The organism is Microcella sp., from assembly GCF_051860105.1.
Taxonomy (GTDB): Bacteria; Actinomycetota; Actinomycetes; order Actinomycetales; family Microbacteriaceae; genus Microcella.
In genome coordinates this window covers 27,035-45,466 of sequence record NZ_JBHYEO010000002.1, presented here as the reverse complement: position 1 = coordinate 45,466, position 18,432 = coordinate 27,035, and the positions used below count along the sequence as shown (strand labels likewise).

Genomic DNA, 18,432 nt, shown 5'->3' with positions numbered 1-18,432 from the left:
CTCGTGAGCATCCTCTCGCTGGCCCTCACGCGTCGCTGGCTCGGCTGGCTCGCGTTCACCACGCTCTTCGCGGTTGTCTGCGTCGGGCTCGCCCAGTGGCAGTGGGCCCGCCGTGTCGAGGCGGTCGCTGAGATCCGCGTCGTCGCCCAGAACTGGGATGCGGCCCCGGTCGCCCTGCGCGAGGTGCTGCCGGGCGACGCCCCGCTCGCCCCCGAGGCGGAGTGGACGCCCGTCGTGCTCGAGGGCGAGTACCTGCTCGACGAGCAGCTGCTCGTCCGCAACCGCCCGCTCACCGGCCGCCCGGGGTTCGAGGTGCTCACGCCGCTGCTGCTCGACACCGGCGAGGTGTTCATCGTCGATCGCGGGTGGGTGCCGACCGGCGAGGCCCAGGACTCCCCCGACGTCGTCCCCGCGGCGCCGCGCGGGCCCGTCGAGGTGATCGTGCGGCTCAAGCCCGGCGAGCCGACGATCGCCGGGCGCGGCGCGCCCGAGGGGCAGATCGCGACCATCCACCTGCCCGAGCTCGCGGAGCGCGTCGAGGGCGGGCCGGTCATCACCGGCGCGTACGGTCTGCTCGACTCCGAGTCCCCGGCGCCGGCCGAGCGCCCCACCGCGGCACTCCGGCCTGCGCCCGACGAGGGGCCGCACCTGAGCTACACGTTCCAGTGGTACCTCTTCGCCCTCCTGGGCTTCATCGGCTACGGCTGGGCGCTGCGGCAGGAGCACCGGAGCCTGCGCGAAGACGAATCCGGCGAGCCCGCGCGCCGGCGCGAGCGCCGGTCAGGGCCGACCGACGACGAGGTGGAGGACGCGATCGTCGAGCGTCAGGCGAGCGAGATCAGTTCGGCGTAGTCGGCCGTCCAGAGGTCTTCGACACCGTCGGGCATGATGAGCACGCGCTCGGGGTTGAGCGCTTCGACCGCGCCCTCGTCGTGGCTCACGAGAATCACGGCGCCGGCGTAGTTGGCGAGCGCACCCAGGATCTCCTCCCGGCTCGCCGGGTCGAGGTTGTTGGTGGGTTCGTCGAGCAGCAGGAGGTTGGCTTTCGAGACGACGAGGGTCGCGAGCGACAGGCGCGTCTTCTCGCCGCCGGAGAGCACGCCGGCGGGCTTCTGAACGTCGTCGCCCACGAACAGGAACGAGCCGAGAACGCTCCGGGCTTCGCGCTCGGTGATCGCCTCGCTCGCGCTCATCATGTTCTCGAGCACCGAGCGCTTCACATCGAGTGTCTCGTGCTCCTGGGCGTAGTATCCGATCCGGAGCCCGTGGCCGGGCTCGATGATGCCGGTGTCGGGCTGGTCGACTCCGGCGAGGATGCGCAGCAGCGTGGTCTTGCCCGCTCCGTTGAGCCCCAGGATGACGACGCGCGACCCGCGGTCGACGGCGAGGTCCACGGCCGTGAAGATCTCGAGCGAGCCGTAGCTCTTCGAGAGGTTGTGCGCCTGCAACGGGGTCTTGCCGACCGGAGCCGGCTCGGGGAACCGCAGCTTGGCGACCCGATCGACCGACCGCACCTCTTCGAGACCGGCGAGCATCCGCTCGGCGCGCGCGACCATCTGGTGCGCGGCGGCCGCCTTCGAGGCCTTCGCACCGAACCGGGCCGCCTGCAGTTGCAGCGAGGTCGCCTTCTTCTCGACGTTGACGCGCTCCTTCTTCCGGCGCTCCTCGTCGGCCTCGCGCTGCCGCAGGTAGTTCTTCCAGCCCATGTTGTAGATATCGATGACGGTTCGGTTGGCATCGAGGTAGAACACGCGGTTAACGGTCTCCTCGACGAGCTGCACATCGTGACTGATGACGATGAAGCCGCCCTGGTAGGCCTTCAAGAAGTCGCGCAGCCACACCACCGAGTCGGCGTCGAGGTGGTTGGTCGGCTCGTCGAGGATCATCGTCTCGGCATCGCTGAACAGGATGCGGGCCAGCTCGATGCGGCGCCGCTGACCGCCCGAGAGCGTGCTCAGCGGCTGGCTGAGGATGCGGTCGGGAAGGCTCAGGTTGCTCGCGATCGCGGCCGCCTCGGCCTCGGCGGCGTATCCGCCGAGCGCGTGGAACCGGTCGGTGAGCCGCCCGTACGCCGTCATCGCCTTCTCGGCGACAGCCGGGTCGGTGCTGCCCATGTCGATCGAGGCGCGCTCCATGTCGATGACGATCTGGCCGAGCCCCCGAGCGTCGAGGATGCGGGTGCGCGCGAGCTGCTCGGGGTCACCGGCGCGAGGGTCTTGCGGCAGGTACCCGATCTCACCCGTGCGCGTGATCGTGCCGCCCGTGGGCTGCCCCTCGCCCGCGAGCGCGCGGGTCATCGTCGTCTTGCCGGCGCCGTTGCGGCCGACGAGGCCCACCTTGTCGCCCTTGTCGACGCGGAACGCGACGTTCTCCATGAGCAGGCGCGCCCCGACGCGGATCTCGAGGTCTTGCACAGCGAGCACAGCGATCGTCCGTTTCTTTGGTGGGTTTCGACCAGCCCGGTGACGGGGGGCCAGCCCGATAGTCTAACGCTGTCCCCCGCACCCGACTTCTCGTGAGGAAGCCACCGTGTCGATCGCCACCACTCCCCTCGTCCGCCCCACTCTCGTCGACCGCGTCGTCACCCGCACGTGGGCGAGCGACATCGCCCTCGTCGTTGCCGGCACCGCCCTCGTCGCTGTGCTCGCGCAGGTCGCCATTCCGCTGTGGCCGGTACCCGTCACGGGCCAGACCCTCGCGGTGCTGCTCGTCGGCGCGGGTCTCGGCGCGGCGCGCGGTGCCGCATCGCTCTCGCTCTACGCCCTGCTCGGAGCGATCGGGCTGCCGATCTACAGCGACGCGTCGTCGGGGTGGTCTGTGCTGCTGGGCCCGACGGGTGGGTACATCATCGGCTTCATCGCCTCCGCCGCGATCGTCGGCTGGGCCGCCGAGCGTGCGTGGGATCGCGGCTGGTACAAGCCCATCATCACCTTCGTGGGTGGCTCGCTCGTGGTCTTCGCCTTCGGGCTCCCCTGGCTCGCCGTCTCGCTCGGTCAGCTCGGCCTTCCGAACGACCTGCAGTCAGTGCTCGTGGCGGGCTTCTACCCGTTCATCATCGGCGGGCTCATCAAGGCGGCGATCGCGGCGGCGCTGCTTCCGGCCCTGTGGGCCGCGGCCGAGCGCTCTCAGCGCGGAAAGTAGCGCATGAACGACGAAGGGCCCCTGCCGGATGGCGGGGGCCCTTCGTCGTAGAACTTCTCAGATGCTGAAGCCCAATGCGCGCATCATGTCGCGACCGTCGTCGGTGATGCGCTCGGGGCCCCACGGCGGCATCCACACCCAGTTGATGCGGAACTGCTCGACGATGCCGTCGAGCGCGTTGGCGATCGACTCCTCGATGACGTCAGTCAGCGGGCAGCCGGCCGACGTGAGGGTCATGGAGATGATCAGCGCGTCGCTCTCCTCGTCCCAGGCGAGGTCGTAGACGAGACCCAGGTCGACGATGTTGACCCCCAGCTCGGGGTCGACGACGTCCTTGAGGCCTTCCTCGACCTGGTCGAAGAGCTTCGGCTCGAGTGCGGTGGGCATGCGACTAGCCTACGGTCGTGCCGGTCAGGTAGCGGTCGTAGCCCTCGTTCTCCAAGCGTTCCGCCAGCTCGGGGCCGCCCTCCTCGGCGACGCGGCCGTCGACGAACACGTGCACGAAGTCGGGCGTGATGTACCGCAGGATGCGCGTGTAGTGCGTGATCAGCAGCACGCCGAGACCGGTGTTCTCCTTCACTCGGTTGACGCCCTCCGACACGATCTTGAGCGCGTCGACGTCGAGGCCTGAGTCGGTCTCGTCGAGCACGGCGATCGTCGGCTTGAGCAGCTCGAGCTGCACGATCTCGTGCCGCTTCTTCTCGCCACCCGAGAAGCCCTCGTTGACATTGCGCTCGGCGAACGACGAGTCCATGCGCAGGGCCTCCATCGAGCCGCGCAGATCCTTGATCCACGACCGCAGGGCCGGAGCCTCGCCATCGAGGGCGGTCTTCGCCGTGCGGAGGAAGTTCGAGACCGTGACGCCCGGGATCTCGACCGGGTACTGCATGGCGAGGAAGAGGCCGGCGCGGGCGCGCTCGTCGATGCTCATCTCGAGCACGTCGGCGCCGTCGAGCGTGATCGAACCGCTGTCGACGGTGTACCGGGGATGCCCGGCGATCGTGTAGGCGAGCGTCGACTTCCCCGAGCCGTTCGGCCCCATGATGGCGTGGGTCTCGCCCGAGTTGATGGTCAGGTTGACGCCGCGCAGGATCTGCTTGGTGCCCTGATCGGTCTCGATGCTGACGTGCAGGTCACGGATCTCAAGAGTGGACATTGTGCGGTTCTTCCTTAGGAGGCGGTCGCCGGGTCGGCGATGTTCTGGGTCACGTCGACGAGCACGTCGGTGCCCTCGATCGTCACGGCGTAGACGGGAACCGGCTCGTAGGCCGGGAAGTTGCGGGGCTTGCCGGTGTCGAGGGCGAACTTCGAGCCGTGCGCCCAGCACTCGATGGCGTCGTCCTCGACGAAGCCCTCGCTGAGCGAGATCTCGCCGTGGGTGCAGGTGTCGCCGAGGGCGTGCACCGCGCCGGAGGAGTCCATGACGACGGCGATGGCCTTCCCCTCGACGACGACCTTCTTGGCCGAGGCGGGGCTGAGCTCGTCGAGAGCGCAGACGCGGGTCGCCGACATCTCACACCACCTCCACGGCGTCGAGCTCTGCCTCGATCGCGGCGATCAGGCGCTGCTCGAGCTCGGGTGCGCCGATCTTCTGCACGACGTCGATCAAGAAGCCGAGCACGACGAGGCGCCGCGCCTCCTGCTCGTCGATGCCCCGCGAGCGAAGGTAGAACAGCTGCTCGTCGTCGAAACGCCCCGTCGCGCTCGCGTGACCGGCGCCGGCGATGTCGCCCGTCTCGATCTCGAGGTTGGGGATGGAGTCGGCGCGGGTGCCGTCGCTGAGCACGAGGTTGCGGTTCTGCTCGTAGGAGTCGGTGCCCGTCGCCTCACGGCCGATGAGCACGTCGCCCACCCACACGGTGCGAGCCCCGACGCCGTTCAGCGCACCCTTGTAGGTCACGCGACTGATGGTCTGCGGGGCGATGTGGTGCACGTAGACGCGCTGCTCGAGGTGCTGGCCGGCGTCGGCGAAGTAGAGGCCGAGCAGCTGGCCGTCGGCACCCGTTCCCGCCAGGTGCACGGAGGGGTTCACCCGCACGATCGCACCGCCGAGCGAGACGACGACGTGCTTCAGTCGAGCATCCTTGTCGACGCGCGCGAACTGGCTGGAGAGGTGCACCGACTCGTCGTCCCACTCCTGCAGGCTCACCATGGTGATGTCGCTGCCCGACTGGGCGACGATCTCGACGTTCTCGGTCAGCCGTGCGCTGCCCCGGTTGTCGATGACGACGAGCCCGCGGGCGTTCGGGGCGGCGGTGATGACGGTGTGCGCGGCGCGCTGCGCTCGATCGGCGCCGGTGCGGTCGATCGTGACCGTCACGGCCTCCTCGCTCGTGAGCGTGACAGCGAGCGCCTGCGCCGTGCTCGACCATGCATTGGCGGCGGCGCGCTCCTCGGCCAGGCCGGCGGAGCCGACGCGCGGGTCGTCGAGGGCGACCCACTCGACAGTCACGCCGGGTGCGCTCGACACCTCGGCCGGGAACGCCGAGCCGTCGAGCTCACCGTCGATGAGGTCGCGGATCTTCTCGACCGGCGTGAGCTTCCACTCGAGCTCGCGGCCCGTGACGGCCGGGAAGTCGTCGTGCGCGGCCGACGCGAAGCGCTCATTGCGCGTCTGCACGGGCACGGGCGAACCGGGGCCGTGCGCGTGCTGCTGGGTCTCGACCGTCGGTGCGTGCGGTGCGGGGGCGGAACTCATCTAGCCGACGCTGCCTTCCATGCTCATCTCGATGAGCTTGTTCAGCTCAAGGGCGTACTCCATGGGCAGCTCGCGCGCGATGGGCTCGATGAAGCCCCGCACGATCATGGCCATGGCCTCGTCTTCGGGCAGCCCGCGCGACTGCAGGTAGAACAGCTGCTCCTCGCTCACGCGCGAGACCGTCGCCTCGTGCCCCAGCTGCACGTCGTCGACGCGGATGTCGATCGCCGGATAGGTGTCGGAGCGCGAGATCGTGTCGACGAGCAGCGCGTCGCAGCGCACCGTGTTGGCCGAGTGGTGGGCGTTCGCGTCGACGCGCACCTCACCGCGGTAGCCCGCACGGCCGCCTCCACGGGCGATCGACTTCGAGACGATCGACGACGTCGTGTACGGCGCCATGTGGATCATCTTCGCGCCCGCGTCCTGGTGCTGACCAGGGCCGGCGAAGGCCACCGACAGGGTCTCGCCCTTGGCGTGCTCGCCCATGAGGAAGATCGAGGGGTACTTCATCGTCACCTTCGAGCCGATGTTGCCGTCGATCCATTCCATGGTGGCGCCCTCGTGCGCGACCGCGCGCTTGGTCACGAGGTTGTAGACGTTGTTCGACCAGTTCTGGATGGTCGTGTAGCGCACGCGGGCATTCTTCTTGACGATGATCTCGACGACGGCCGAGTGCAGCGAGTCGCTCTTGTAGATCGGCGCCGTGCAGCCCTCGATGTAGTGCACGTACGAGCCCTCGTCGGCGATGATGAGCGTGCGCTCGAACTGGCCCATGTTCTCGGTGTTGATGCGGAAGTAGGCCTGCAGGGGGATCTCGACGTGCACGCCCGGCGGCACGTAGACGAACGACCCGCCCGACCACACGGCGGTGTTGAGGGCCGCGAACTTGTTGTCGCCGGCCGGGATCACGGTGCCGAAGTACTCGGTGAAGAATTCGGGATGCTCGCGCAGGGCCGTATCGGTGTCCATGAAGATGACGCCCTGGGCCTCGAGGTCTTCGCGGATCTGGTGGTAGACGACCTCGGACTCGTACTGCGCGGCGACGCCCGCGACGAGGCGCTGGCGCTCGGCCTCAGGGATGCCGAGCTTCTCGTAGGTGTTCTTGATCTCCTCCGGCAGCTCCTCCCACGTGGTGGCCTGCTTCTCGGTGGAGCGGACGAAGTACTTGATGTTGTCGAAGTCGATGCCCGACAGGTCGGCGCCCCAGAGCGGCATGGGCTTCTGGCCGAAGAGCTTGAGGCCCTTCAAGCGCAGGTCGAGCATCCACTGCGGTTCGTCCTTGAGAGCCGAGATGTTGCGCACGACGCTGTCGTCGATGCCACGGCGAGCGGTCGCGCCCGCGGCGTCGGAGTCGGACCAGCCGAACTCGTATTGGCCGAGGCCTTCGAGCTCCGGGCGGTCGATGAGCACGTCAGACATGCGTTTCCTCTTCTCTACTTCCGAACCCAACCGTGGCGGGTGCGGGGACATTCCGGCGACATCGTCCGGTGCGGCGACCTTCGGCAGACGCTCAACGAGCGTGAATACACTGTGGCCGAACGAGATGTCGTGAGCTCGTGCCACCCAGCAGCTCTGCGCGGGGTAGCCCGCGGTCGACACTGACGATGAGCTGCCGTGATTCTACCGTGCGCAGCCTGAAAGAGGAGGAAGCAGACCGTGAATCGGCTGTGGCAGTGGCTGCCCGTCTCGACCGCCGACCGTCGTGTGCGCGTCATCGCGTGGGCGTCCCTCGTCAGCCAGACCCTCATCGTGGGCACCGGCGGCGCCGTGCGGCTCACGGGTTCAGGGCTCGGATGCCCCACCTGGCCGCGGTGCACGGAGGACTCGTTCGTCGCGACACCCGAGATGGGCATCCACGGCATCGTCGAGTTCGGCAACCGCCTGCTCACGTTCGTTCTCGTCATCATCGCGATCCTCGCGTTCCTGGCGGTGGTGCGGATGCGCCGCGAGCGCCCGGAACTGCTGCGCCTCACCGTCGCGCTCGGTCTCGGTATCCCGGCCCAGGCGGTGATCGGGGGCATCACGGTGCTCACCGAGCTGAACCCGTGGGTCGTCGGGTTCCACTTCGTGGTGTCGGCGGTGCTCGTCGCCCTCGCCGTGGTGTTCGTGCAGCGGGTGTACCGCGGACGGACCACCGGAGAACTCGCGGTACCCCCGCCGGTGCGCGCGCTCGCGCTCACCATGGCAGTCGGCGCGTGGATCACGGTGCTCGTCGGCATCGTCGTGACCGGCTCCGGACCGCACGCGGGTGACGGCGGCGCCGCGAGGAACGGGCTCGACAGCGAGCTGCTGCAGCACGTGCACTCCTGGCCCGCCTACATCACCTTCGGTCTCAGCGTGCTGCTGCTCGTCGTAGCCATCCGCATCGGTCGTGCCCCGTTGCGCCGGGCACTCGTGGGGCTGCTGGCCGTCGAGGTCGTGCAGATCGCGGTCGGCATCGTGCAGGCCCGCCTGGGGCTGCCCGAGATTCTGGTCGGCATCCACATGGTGCTCGCGTGCGTGCTCATCGCGCTCGTGACGCTCGTGCTGCTCGCCCTGCGTCGCAGCGAGAGCGAGGCTCTCTCGTCGGTCGATCACGACGAGCGCGCAGTCGTCGCCGCCTGACGGGGCGCATCGCGGCGCGACTAGAACGGCAGCAGCGGATCGATGCCGACGGCTACGAAGAGCAGCGTCAGATACGTGATGCTCGCGTGGAACACGCGCATCGGAGCCGCCTCGAGACCGCGCACGGCGCGGCCGTACAGTCGGTGGCTCTCGACGATGAACCAGCCGCCAGACAGCAGCGCGACCGCGGTGTAGAGCGCGCCCATGGGGGCGACGGGGATGAGGATCAGCGAGGCGACGACGGTCGCCCACGCATAGAGCACCACCTGCACGCCGACCGTCGCCCGGTCGCGCATGACGGCGAGCATCGGCACCTCGGCGGCGGCGTAGTCGTCGCGGTACTTCATCGACAGCGGCCAGTAGTGCGGCGGGGTCCAGAGGAAGACGACGAGGAAGAGGATGAACGGCGGCCAATCGAGCGAGCCCGTGACGGCGGTCCAGCCGATGAGCACCGGGAAGCAGCCGGCGATGCCGCCCCAGATGATGTTCTGCTCCGTGCGCCGCTTCAGCACGAGCGTGTAGATGACGACGTAGAACAGGATGGCGCCGAGCGAGAGTGACGCGGCGAGCCAGTTGGTCGTGAGGCCGAGCCACACGATCGAGATAACGCCGATCGTGTAGGCGAACACGAGCGCCGCGCGATCCGAGACCTCTCCGGTCACGAGGGGCCGGTTCTGCGTGCGGTTCATGAGGCGATCGATGTCGCGGTCGATGTACATGTTGAACGCGCCGGCGGAGCCGGCCGACAGCGCTCCGCCCACGAGGGTCGCGAGAACCAGGCCGATGCTCGGCAGCCCGTCGGCAGCGAGGATCATGACCGGTGCGGTCGTGACGAGCAGCAGCTCGATGACGCGCGGCTTGGTCAGTGCGATATAGGCCGAGAGGGTGCGTCGGATGCTTCGCGGTCGCGTCGTGACGGCGTGATCGAGAGCAGTATCCATGGCTCCTTCTTCGTGGCGCGGGAATGGCGTCAGTCTACGGGAGCGTTGTTGTGCACGAGCCCGTGCGCACCCGCCGCGGCATACGAGCCTCTCTATACTGGCGAGGGCCGACGACGCCCTGCACGCAGACGTTCGTGCAGGACCGGGCGAGGCCCGCATCCGTCTGAAGAAAGGGCAGTACCGACGCCATGACCGACCTGACCTGGGATGACCTGGACCGCCGTGCCGTCGATACCGCCCGGTTGCTCGCCGCCGACGCTGTCGAGAAGGTCGGCAACGGCCATCCCGGCACGGCGATGTCGCTGGCGCCCGTCGCGTACCTTCTGCACCAGAAGGTCATGCAGCACGACCCGAGCGATCCGCACTGGCTGGGACGCGACCGCTTCATCCTGTCGGCAGGCCACAGCTCGCTGACGCAGTACGTGCAGCTGTACCTGGGCGGATACGGGCTCGAACTCGACGACCTCAAGGCGCTGCGCACCTGGGGTTCGAAGACTCCCGGCCACCCCGAGTACGGCCACACCGACGGGGTCGAGATCACCACCGGCCCCCTCGGCCAGGGTCTTGCGTCGGCCGTCGGCTTCGCCTACGCCGCCCGCTTCGAGCGCGGCCTGCTCGACCCCGGCACCCCCGCGGGCGAGAGCGTCTTCGACCACCACGTCTACGTGATCGCGGGCGACGGCGACATCCAGGAGGGCGTGACGAGCGAGGCGGGTTCGCTCGCGGGTCACCAGCAGCTCGGCAACCTCATCGCGATCTACGACTCGAACCAGATCTCGATCGAGGACGACACCAACATCGCCTTCACGGAAGATGTCGCGGCGCGCTACGAGGCGTACGGCTGGCACGTGCAGACCGTCGACTGGAAGAAGACGGGCGAGTACGTCGAGGATGTCCACGCGCTGCACGCGGCGATCGAGGCCGCCCAGGCCGAGACCTCGCGGCCGAGCCTCGTGATCGTCAAGACGATCATCGGCTGGCCCGCCCCGACGAAGCAGAACACGGGCAAGATCCACGGCTCGGCCCTCGGCGGGGACGAGCTGGCGGCGACGAAGCGCGTCATGGGCTTCGACCCGGAGGAGCACTTCGCCGTGAGCGACGAGGTGATCGCGCACACCCGACGTGCGGTCGACCGCGGCCGCGAGCGCCGGGCTGCGTGGGACACGCGATTCGAGAGCTGGGCCGCCGCGCACCCCCAGAAGAAGGCACTGCTCGATCGGATGCTCGCGGGCGAGCTGCCCGAGGGCCTCGACGCCGCTCTGCCGGTCTTCGAGGGCGGCACGAGCGTCTCGACCCGTGCCGCCTCGGGCAAGGTCATCAACGCCATCGCCGGCGTGCTCCCCGAGTTCTGGGGCGGCTCGGCCGACCTTGCCGAGTCGAACCTGACGACGATCGCCGGCGGCGGCTCGTTCGCGCCCACCGAGCACTCCACGCACGAGTGGTCGGCGAACCCCTACGGTCGCGTGCTGCACTTCGGCATCCGCGAGCACGCGATGGGGGCCATCCTCAACGGCATCGCCCTGCACGGGCGCACGCGCGTATTCGGCGGCACCTTCCTGATCTTTAGCGACTACATGCGTCCGGCGGTGCGCCTCGCGGCGCTGATGCACGTGCCGGTCACCTACGTCTGGACCCACGACTCGGTCGCTCTCGGAGAAGACGGCCCGACGCACCAGCCGATCGAGCAGCTCGCCTCGTTGCGGGCCATCCCCGGTCTCGCGATCGTGCGACCGGCTGATGCCAACGAGACGGCCCACGCGTGGAAGGCGGTGCTCGAGCGCCGCTCCCCCGCAGGAATCGCGCTGACCCGTCAGAACATCCCCGTGTTCGCGCGCGGCGCCGACGTGGCCTCGGGCGACGAGCTCGCCGCGGCGCACCACGTCGCGAAGGGCGCCTACGTGCTCGCCGAGGCGGCCAACGGGTCGCCCGACGTGATCCTCATCGCGACGGGCTCCGAGGTCGCGGTGGCGATGGATGCTCGCACCCAGCTCGGGGAGCAGGGCATCCACGCCCGCGTCGTGTCGGCGCCCTGCCTCGAGTGGTTCGACGAGCAGAGCCCCGAATACCGCGAGTCGGTGCTCCCCTCCTCGGTGACGGCGCGCGTCTCCGTCGAGGCCGGTCTCGCGCTCAGCTGGCACCGCTACGTCGGCGACCGCGGTCGCACCGTGTCGATCGAGCACTTCGGAGCCTCCGCCGACTACCAGACGCTCTTCCGCGAGTTCGGCATCACGCCGGAGGCCGTCGTCGCGGCCGCTCGCGAGAGCATCGCGGCGCACTGACCGCCATCTCCCTCTCCGTCCGTCACCACTCCACCACCCACGATTGAGGACACCATGAGCTCGACCCCCACCGCCCAGCTGAGCGACCTCGGCGTCAGCATCTGGCTCGACGACCTGTCGCGCGACCGCATCACCTCGGGCGGCCTCGCCGCGCTCATCACCGACCGGAACGTCGTGGGCGTGACGACCAACCCGACGATCTTCGCCGCGGCGCTCGCGACCGGCACCACCTACGACGCCCAGGTGCGCGAGCTCGCCGCCGCCGGTGCCGATGTCACGCAGGCCGTCTTCGAGATCACGACGGATGACGTCGCTGCCGCGAGTGACATCTTCGCGTCCGTCTACGGCTCAACCGCCGGTCAGGACGGTCGAGTGTCGATCGAGGTCGAGCCCGGTCTCGCACACGATGCGGCCGGCACGATCGCGCAGGCGCAGCAGCTCTGGAAGAAGGTCGGGCGCCCCAACGCCATGATCAAGATCCCCGCGACGATCGAGGGTCTCGAGGCCATCACCGAGACGATCGCGGCGGGCATCAGCGTCAATGTGACGCTCATCTTCAGCCTCGAGCGCCACCGCGCGGTCATCGACGCCTACCTCGCCGGTCTCGAGAAGGCCCACGCCGCCGGCATCGACCTGTCGACCATCCACTCCGTCGCCTCGTTCTTCGTCTCGCGCGTCGACACCGAGATCGACAAGCGCCTCGTCGAGATCGGAACCCCCGAGGCGCTCGCCCTCAAGAGCAAGGCCGGCATCGCCAACGCCCGGCTCGCCTACGAGGTCTTCGAGCAGGCCTTCGCGACCGACCGCGCGCAGGCTCTGCTCGCTGCCGGTGCCCATGCCCAACGGCCTCTCTGGGCCTCGACCGGCGTGAAGGACCCGAGCCTGCCCGACACGCTCTACGTGACCGAGCTCGCTGTCGGTCGCACGGTCAACACGATGCCCGAGAAGACGCTGCAGGCAACGTTCGACCACGGGGTGATCACGGGCGACGCCGTCACGGGTTCCTACGACGAGGCACGCGCCGTGCTCGCCGCGCTCGACGCACTCGGCATCTCGTACGACGAGGTCACCGCGCTGCTCGAGAAGGAGGGCGTCGAGAAGTTCATCGTCAGCTGGAACGAGCTGCTCGATACCGTGAGCGCGGCGCTCGAGGCCGCCCGATGACTCTGACCGTCGCCGCGCGCGGCGATGCCCAGCGCGCCATCGACACCCACGTGCCCGCGCTCGTCGAGCAGCTCGTCGCGAGCCGCATCACGGCGGGCGACAGCACGCTCTGGGGTGCGGCGGCCGAGGCCGAGGCGAGCATCCGCCTGGGCTGGACGCAAGCGGTGTCGGTCTCGCGGCCTCTTGTCGCCGAGATCGTCTCCCTGCGGGATCAGCTCACTGAGCGCGGAATCTCGCGCATCGTGCTGTGCGGCATGGGCGGGTCATCGCTCGCGCCCGAGGTGATCACGCGCACGGCGGGCGTGCCGCTCGTCGTGCTCGACTCGACCGACCCCGGGCAGGTCGCGACCGCCCTCGGCGAGCACCTCGGCCACACGGCCGTCGTCGTCTCGTCGAAGTCGGGATCGACGGTCGAAACCGACAGCCAGAAGCGCAGCTTCGAAGCCGCGTTCCGCGACGCCGGCATCGACCCGGCCGAGCGCATCATCATCGTCACCGACCCCGGCTCACCGCTCGAGCAGGCCTCGCTCGCCGCTGGCTACCGGGTGTTCACCGCCGACCCCACGGTCGGGGGCCGCTACTCGGCGCTCACCGCGTTCGGCCTCGTGCCCTCCGGCTTGGCGGGCGTCGATCTGGATGCCCTGCTCGATGAGGCAGAAGCCGCGAGCCTGCCGCTCGCGGTCGACAGCGCCTCGAACCCCGGCCTGCAGCTCGGAGCGGCTATCGCCGGCACCGCACCGTTGCGCGACAAGCTCGTGATCGTCGCCGACGGCACCCACATCGTCGGCCTCGGCGACTGGATCGAGCAGCTCATCGCCGAGTCGACCGGCAAGGACGGCATCGGGATCCTGCCCGTCGTGGTGGGCATCGACGCGCCCGAGCTGGCGAGCGGTGCCGCCGACGTGCAGGTCGTGCGCCTCGTCGCCGACGCGCGCGCGACGCGCGAGGTGGCCGACGGCGAGATCGAGCTGTCGGGCTCGCTCGGCGCGCACCTGTTGACATGGCAGTACGCCACGGCCGTGGCAGGCATGCTGCTCGGCATCAACCCCTTCGACCAGCCCGATGTGGAATCCGCCAAGATCGCCGCGCGGGGTCTTCTCGACGCCCGTCCCGAGCCTCTGCCGGCGCAGTTCGTCGACAGCGGCATCGAGGTCGTCGCGCCCGCGGGGCTGCTCGGCTCCGCATCCACCGTTCGCGACGCGGTGCGGGCGCTCGAGGCGGCGCTCCCCGACGGCGGCTACGTCGCCGTGCAGGCCTACCTCGACCGACTCGCCCACCCCGAGCTCGAAGCGGTGCGGCACCTGATCGCCGCGCGCACCGGGCGGCCTGTCACGTTCGGCTGGGGACCGCGGTTCCTCCACTCGACCGGCCAGTACCACAAGGGCGGCCCGGCACGCGGCGTCTTCCTGCAGGTGACCGGCACGCTCGTCGACGATCTGGAGATCCCGGACCGCCCCTTCAGCTACGGGCAGCTCATCGCCGCCCAGGCCGCGGGCGACGCGGCTGTGCTGACCGAGAAGGGGATGCCCGTCGTCACCCTGCGCGTTCGCGACGCCCACGGCATCGCCGCGATCATCGCCGCGCTCTCCTGACCCGCTCCGCCACCACGAGGAGAACCATGGCCCCGGTCGCCATCGCCCGCGACAGCAACCCGCTGCGCTCCCCCGATGATCGTCGGCTCAACCGCATCGCGGGCCCGAGCGGACTGATCATCTTCGGCGTGACAGGAGACCTGTCGCGCAAGAAGCTCATGCCAGCGGTCTACGACCTCGCCAACCGCGGCCTGCTGCCGCCGGGCTTCGCGCTCGTGGGCTTCGCTCGCCGCGACTGGGAGACGCAGGACTTCGAGCAGGTCGTGCACGACGCCGTGAAGCAGTATGCGCGCACGCCCTTCCAGGAGGACGTCTGGAAGCAACTGGCGTCGGGCATCCGGTTCGTCTCCGGCGACTTCGACGATGACGATGCGTTCGCGCGGTTGTCGTCCACGCTGGCGGAGCTCGATCGCGAACGTGGCACGATGGGCAACCACGCGTTCTACCTGTCGATCCCGCCCAAGTCGTTCCCGCTCGTGACCGAGCAGCTGCGCCGCAGCGGCCTCGCGGAGGCCGAAGCCGGCGAGTGGCGCCGCGTGGTCATCGAGAAGCCGTTCGGCAGCGACCTCGCCAGCGCGCGCGAGCTGAACGATGTGGTCGAGTCGGTGTTCCCCCCCGACTCGGTGTTCCGCATCGACCACTACCTCGGCAAAGAGACGGTGCAGAACATCCTGGCGCTGCGCTTCGCCAACATGATGTACGAGCCGATCTGGAACGCGAACTACGTCGATCACGTGCAGATCACGATGGCGGAAGACATCGGTGTCGGAGGGCGCGCCGGCTACTACGACGGCATCGGCGCGGCGCGCGACGTCATCCAGAACCATCTTCTGCAGCTGCTCGCGCTCACGGCGATGGAGGAGCCCGTGTCGTTCGACGCCGCCGACCTGCGCGCCGAGAAGGAGAAGGTGCTCTCCGCCGTCCGGCTGCCGAAGGACCTCGCGACCGGCACCGCACGAGGCCAGTACTCGAGCGGCTGGCAGGGTGGGGAATGGGTTCCGGGCTTCCTCGAGGAAGAGGGCATGAACCCGGACTCCGTCACCGAGACGTACGCGGCCATGCGGCTCGACATCAACACTCGTCGGTGGGCTGGCGTGCCGTTCTACCTCCGCGCCGGGAAACGGCTCGGCCGCCGGGTCACCGAGATCGCGGTCGTGTTCAAGCGCGCACCCCAGTACCTCTTCGCGGACGACCAGACGTCGGCCCTCGGTCAGAACGCGCTCGTGATCCGCGTGCAGCCCGACGAAGGCGTGACGATCCGGTTCGGCTCGAAGGTGCCGGGTGCCGGCATGCAGGTGCGCGACGTCACGATGGACTTCGGCTACGGCCACGCGTTCACGGAGGCGAGTCCCGAGGCCTATGAGCGGCTGATCCTCGACGTGCTGCTCGGCGACCCTCCCCTGTTCCCCCGGCACGAGGAGGTCGAGCTCAGCTGGAAGATCCTCGACCCGATCGAGGAGTTCTGGGCCACGCAAGGAGCCCCGGAGCTCTACGCTCCCGGCACCTGGGGGCCCCAGTCGGCAGACGATCTTCTGGCGCGTGACGGACGAGTGTGGAGACGCCCATGATCATCGACCTTCCCGACACGACCGCGAGCCAGGTCTCGAAGACTCTCGTTCGCATCCGCGACGAGGCCGGAGCCGTCGCTCTCGGCCGCGTGCTCACCCTCATCATCACGAGCGTGATCGGCGAGGAGGAGGACGTGATCGCGGCCGCCAACGAGGCCTCGCGCGAACACCCCATGCGGATCATCGTGGTGTCGACCGATGCCGCCGCCGCCACGGCCCGTCTCGACGCCGAGATCCGCGTCGGTGGCGACGCCGGGGCGAGCGAAGTGATCGTGCTCCGCGCCCACGGCGACACGGCGACCGACCTTCGCGGTCTCGTCACGGGCCTCCTGCTGCCGGACGCCCCTGTCGTGTCGTGGTGGCCGGGCGAGTGCCCGGATGCGGTCTGCGAGACGCCGCTCGGACGCCTGGCCCAGCGTCGGATCACCGACTCGGCGTCGACCTCCGATCCGCGCGCAACGCTCGCCCGTATCGCGGCGGGCTACCGCCCGGGCGACACCGACTTCGCCTGGACCCGGCTGACGCTCTGGCGGGCGCAGCTCGCGGCGGCGCTCGACCAGCCGCCCTACGAGCCGATCACGCACGTGGAGGTCGCAGGCGCTCCCGACAGCCCGTCGACAGCGCTGCTCGCCGCGTGGCTCGGGCTCCGCCTGGAGGTGCCGGTGGAGGTCGACGTCGCCGACGGCAACCCCTCGTCGGGCATCCACCGGGTCGTGCTGCATCGCGCCAGCGGTGAGATCCGTCTCGAACGCACGCGTCTCGGCATCGTCGAGCTGAGCCAGGCGGGCCAGCCGACGCACGAGCTCGCCCTGCCACGCCGTGGGCTGCGCGAGTGCCTCGCCGAAGAACTGCGTAGGCTCGACCCTGACGACGAGTTCGGTGCCGTTCTCGCGAGCGGGTTCGGCACTGCTTCTGCCGCCTGAACCCGGCGCGCGACGCGCCACCGCTGCTCCAGAGAGGCTCCACCGTGACCACCGAACGCCGCGTGCTCGTGCACGCCGACCGGGCAGCGCTCGCCGGATCGGTCGCCGCCCGCTTCCTCACGAAGATGATCGATCTTCTCGACGAGCGTCCCGAGGTGCACATCGTGCTCACGGGCGGCAGCGTGGGCATCGAGGTTCTCGCGGCGATCGCCGCCCACCCCGGGCGCGACCAGATCGATTGGCACCGGGTGCAGGTGTGGTGGGGTGACGAGCGGTGGGTGCCGACAGGTCATGCCGATCGCAACGAGCAGCAGGCTCGCGATGCGCTGCTCGACCAGATCGCGATCCCGGCGGCCAACGTGCATCCCTTCCCGGCGTCGGACGAGGGCATCGATCTGGAAGCCGGGGCGCAACGCTATCGCGACGAGCTGCTCGCGGCGGGCGGAGGAGAGTTCCCGGCCTTCGCGATCACGTTCCTCGGTGTCGGGCCCGACGGCCACATCGCGTCGCTCTTCCCCGAGCGGGAGGGTCCCCGCGCGACGGAGGCCGGCGTGATCGCCGTGCACGACTCGCCCAAACCGCCGCCCGGGCGTCTCTCTCTCACCCTGCCGCTCATCAACCGGTCCGAGCGGATCTGGCTCGTGCTCGCCGGGGCGGACAAGGCTGCGGCTCTGGGGCTGGCGCTCGCCGGCGCCGCGGTCGCCGATGTGCCGGTCGGCGGAGTGCTCGGCACCAAGCGCACCGTGTTCTTCATCGACGAGGAGGCCTCATCGGAGGTTCCCGAGTCGCTCATCGCGCCGACGAGCTACTGGACGGGCGCTATGGACCAGGCCGAGTGGATGCTCGGAGAGGACTAATCCGTCACCGAGACGGCACGCGAGGCGCGACGGTCAGGCGGAGCCTCGACGCTGCCGGAGCTTGAGCAGCGCCTCGTCGAGGATCTGCGCGGCCTCTTCGTCGGTCCGGCGCTCTTTCACATAGGCCAGATGCGTCTTGTAGGGCTCGTTCTTGGCGACCTGCGGCGGGTTGTTCTTGTCGCGACCCGCCGGGAGCCCGGTCGACGGGGAATCGATCGTCTCGGGGATCTCCTCTTCCGGGAGGTTCGCCGCGAAGTGACGAACCGTCTCGTTGCCCATCGCATCCCAGTAGGAGATGGAGATGCGGTCCGCGTGGACGCCGCGGTCCTGCTCGCCCATGGGGCCGGAGCCGACCCGCGAGCCGCGGATGGCGCTACCGCCTGAGACCATGGTGTGCTCCTTAAGCCGCGTTGAAACGCGTGATGAGACCGAGGACGACGATCGAGCTGACCCAAACGAGCGCGAGGATGATCGTGATGCGGTTGAGGTTGCGCTCGGCGACCCCGGACGCGCCGAGGTTCGACGTGACACCGCCTCCGAACATGTCGGAGAGCCCGCCACCGCGACCGCGGTGCAGCAGGATCATCAGGGTCAGCAGAAGGCTCGTGATGCCCAGGATGACCTGGAGCACGACCTGAAGGATTTCCACGGATTGGACCTCTCGC

The 18,432-nt window shown here is 69.3% G+C and carries 18 protein-coding genes; 9 read left to right on the top strand and 9 right to left on the bottom strand.

Features of this window, described 5'->3' with window-relative positions; genetic code table 11:
* The first annotated feature begins 3 nt into the window (after window positions 1-3).
* The gene (locus tag ACTIE9_RS01300; RefSeq protein WP_439563769.1) at window positions 4-852 is read left to right on the top strand and encodes an SURF1 family cytochrome oxidase biogenesis protein; all 849 of its coding nucleotides are present in this window, start codon (window positions 4-6) and stop codon (window positions 850-852) included.
* Here ACTIE9_RS01300 and ACTIE9_RS01295 read toward each other — a convergent pair.
* Complete coding sequence (locus ACTIE9_RS01295; protein ID WP_439563768.1) at window positions 825-2,423, bottom strand: ABC-F family ATP-binding cassette domain-containing protein; 1,599 nt, start codon at window positions 2,421-2,423, stop codon at window positions 825-827. The two genes, ACTIE9_RS01300 and ACTIE9_RS01295, sit on opposite strands and share 28 nt — an antisense overlap.
* A gap of 106 nt (window positions 2,424-2,529) precedes the next feature.
* On the opposite strand from ACTIE9_RS01295, the gene ACTIE9_RS01290 reads away from it, so the two are divergent.
* Entirely contained in the window at window positions 2,530-3,141 is a 612-nt protein-coding gene (locus ACTIE9_RS01290) for a biotin transporter BioY (RefSeq protein WP_439563767.1), read from the top strand.
* Between the two features lie 57 nt (window positions 3,142-3,198).
* Here ACTIE9_RS01290 and ACTIE9_RS01285 read toward each other — a convergent pair whose 3' ends face one another.
* From ACTIE9_RS01285 to sufB, 5 genes are read right to left on the bottom strand one after another with little or no spacing between them, the layout of a single operon-like run.
* Entirely contained in the window at window positions 3,199-3,528 is a 330-nt protein-coding gene (locus ACTIE9_RS01285; protein WP_439563766.1) for a metal-sulfur cluster assembly factor, read from the bottom strand.
* A 4-nt stretch (window positions 3,529-3,532) separates the two neighbouring features.
* Window positions 3,533-4,297 (bottom strand): Fe-S cluster assembly ATPase SufC, encoded by a 765-nt coding sequence (gene sufC / locus ACTIE9_RS01280; RefSeq protein ID WP_439563765.1) that lies wholly within the window; start codon window positions 4,295-4,297, stop codon window positions 3,533-3,535.
* A gap of 14 nt (window positions 4,298-4,311) precedes the next feature.
* Complete coding sequence (locus tag ACTIE9_RS01275) at window positions 4,312-4,653, bottom strand: non-heme iron oxygenase ferredoxin subunit (RefSeq protein ID WP_439563764.1); 342 nt, start codon at window positions 4,651-4,653, stop codon at window positions 4,312-4,314.
* A 1-nt stretch (window position 4,654) separates the two neighbouring features.
* Window positions 4,655-5,839, bottom strand: a complete 1,185-nt coding sequence (gene sufD, locus ACTIE9_RS01270; protein ID WP_439563763.1) for a Fe-S cluster assembly protein SufD — start codon at window positions 5,837-5,839, stop codon at window positions 4,655-4,657.
* Window positions 5,840-7,258, bottom strand: a complete 1,419-nt coding sequence (sufB, locus tag ACTIE9_RS01265; protein WP_439563762.1) for a Fe-S cluster assembly protein SufB — start codon at window positions 7,256-7,258, stop codon at window positions 5,840-5,842.
* Between the two features lie 237 nt (window positions 7,259-7,495).
* Here sufB and ACTIE9_RS01260 point away from each other — a divergent pair, with 237 nt between their 5' ends.
* Window positions 7,496-8,443, top strand: a complete 948-nt coding sequence (locus tag ACTIE9_RS01260) for a COX15/CtaA family protein (protein ID WP_439563761.1) — start codon at window positions 7,496-7,498, stop codon at window positions 8,441-8,443.
* A gap of 20 nt (window positions 8,444-8,463) precedes the next feature.
* On the opposite strand, the gene ACTIE9_RS01255 is transcribed toward ACTIE9_RS01260, so the two are convergent.
* Window positions 8,464-9,384 (bottom strand): heme o synthase, encoded by a 921-nt coding sequence (locus ACTIE9_RS01255; RefSeq protein ID WP_439563760.1) that lies wholly within the window; start codon window positions 9,382-9,384, stop codon window positions 8,464-8,466.
* Window positions 9,385-9,572: 188 nt separating this feature from the next.
* Here ACTIE9_RS01255 and tkt point away from each other — a divergent pair, with 188 nt between their 5' ends.
* Genes tkt through pgl form a run of 6 tightly spaced genes read left to right on the top strand, consistent with a single transcriptional unit; the run spans window position 9,573 to window position 17,767 of the window.
* Complete coding sequence (gene tkt / locus ACTIE9_RS01250; RefSeq protein WP_439563759.1) at window positions 9,573-11,663, top strand: transketolase; 2,091 nt, start codon at window positions 9,573-9,575, stop codon at window positions 11,661-11,663.
* A 54-nt stretch (window positions 11,664-11,717) separates the two neighbouring features.
* Window positions 11,718-12,827: a transaldolase gene (gene tal / locus ACTIE9_RS01245; RefSeq protein ID WP_439563758.1), complete on the top strand. Its 1,110-nt coding sequence runs from the start codon at window positions 11,718-11,720 to the stop codon at window positions 12,825-12,827.
* The gene (locus tag ACTIE9_RS01240) at window positions 12,824-14,419 is read left to right on the top strand and encodes a glucose-6-phosphate isomerase (protein ID WP_439563757.1); all 1,596 of its coding nucleotides are present in this window, start codon (window positions 12,824-12,826) and stop codon (window positions 14,417-14,419) included. Before tal ends, ACTIE9_RS01240 begins: the two co-directional genes overlap by 4 nt.
* Window positions 14,420-14,445: 26 nt before the next feature.
* Window positions 14,446-15,987 carry a glucose-6-phosphate dehydrogenase gene (gene zwf / locus ACTIE9_RS01235; RefSeq protein WP_439563756.1) on the top strand — a complete coding sequence of 514 codons (1,542 nt, stop codon included), beginning with the start codon at window positions 14,446-14,448 and terminating at the stop codon, window positions 15,985-15,987.
* Window positions 15,984-16,910 carry a glucose-6-phosphate dehydrogenase assembly protein OpcA gene (locus ACTIE9_RS01230; protein WP_439563755.1) on the top strand — a complete coding sequence of 309 codons (927 nt, stop codon included), beginning with the start codon at window positions 15,984-15,986 and terminating at the stop codon, window positions 16,908-16,910. Before zwf ends, ACTIE9_RS01230 begins: the two co-directional genes overlap by 4 nt.
* Window positions 16,911-16,954: 44 nt before the next feature.
* Complete coding sequence (pgl, locus tag ACTIE9_RS01225) at window positions 16,955-17,767, top strand: 6-phosphogluconolactonase (RefSeq protein WP_439563754.1); 813 nt, start codon at window positions 16,955-16,957, stop codon at window positions 17,765-17,767.
* 33 nt (window positions 17,768-17,800) lie between these two features.
* Here pgl and ACTIE9_RS01220 read toward each other — a convergent pair whose 3' ends face one another.
* Window positions 17,801-18,157 carry an RNA polymerase-binding protein RbpA gene (locus ACTIE9_RS01220; protein ID WP_439563753.1) on the bottom strand — a complete coding sequence of 119 codons (357 nt, stop codon included), beginning with the start codon at window positions 18,155-18,157 and terminating at the stop codon, window positions 17,801-17,803.
* A gap of 10 nt (window positions 18,158-18,167) precedes the next feature.
* Window positions 18,168-18,416 carry a preprotein translocase subunit SecG gene (gene secG, locus ACTIE9_RS01215; protein ID WP_439563752.1) on the bottom strand — a complete coding sequence of 83 codons (249 nt, stop codon included), beginning with the start codon at window positions 18,414-18,416 and terminating at the stop codon, window positions 18,168-18,170.
* Between the last annotated feature and the right edge of the window lie 16 nt (window positions 18,417-18,432).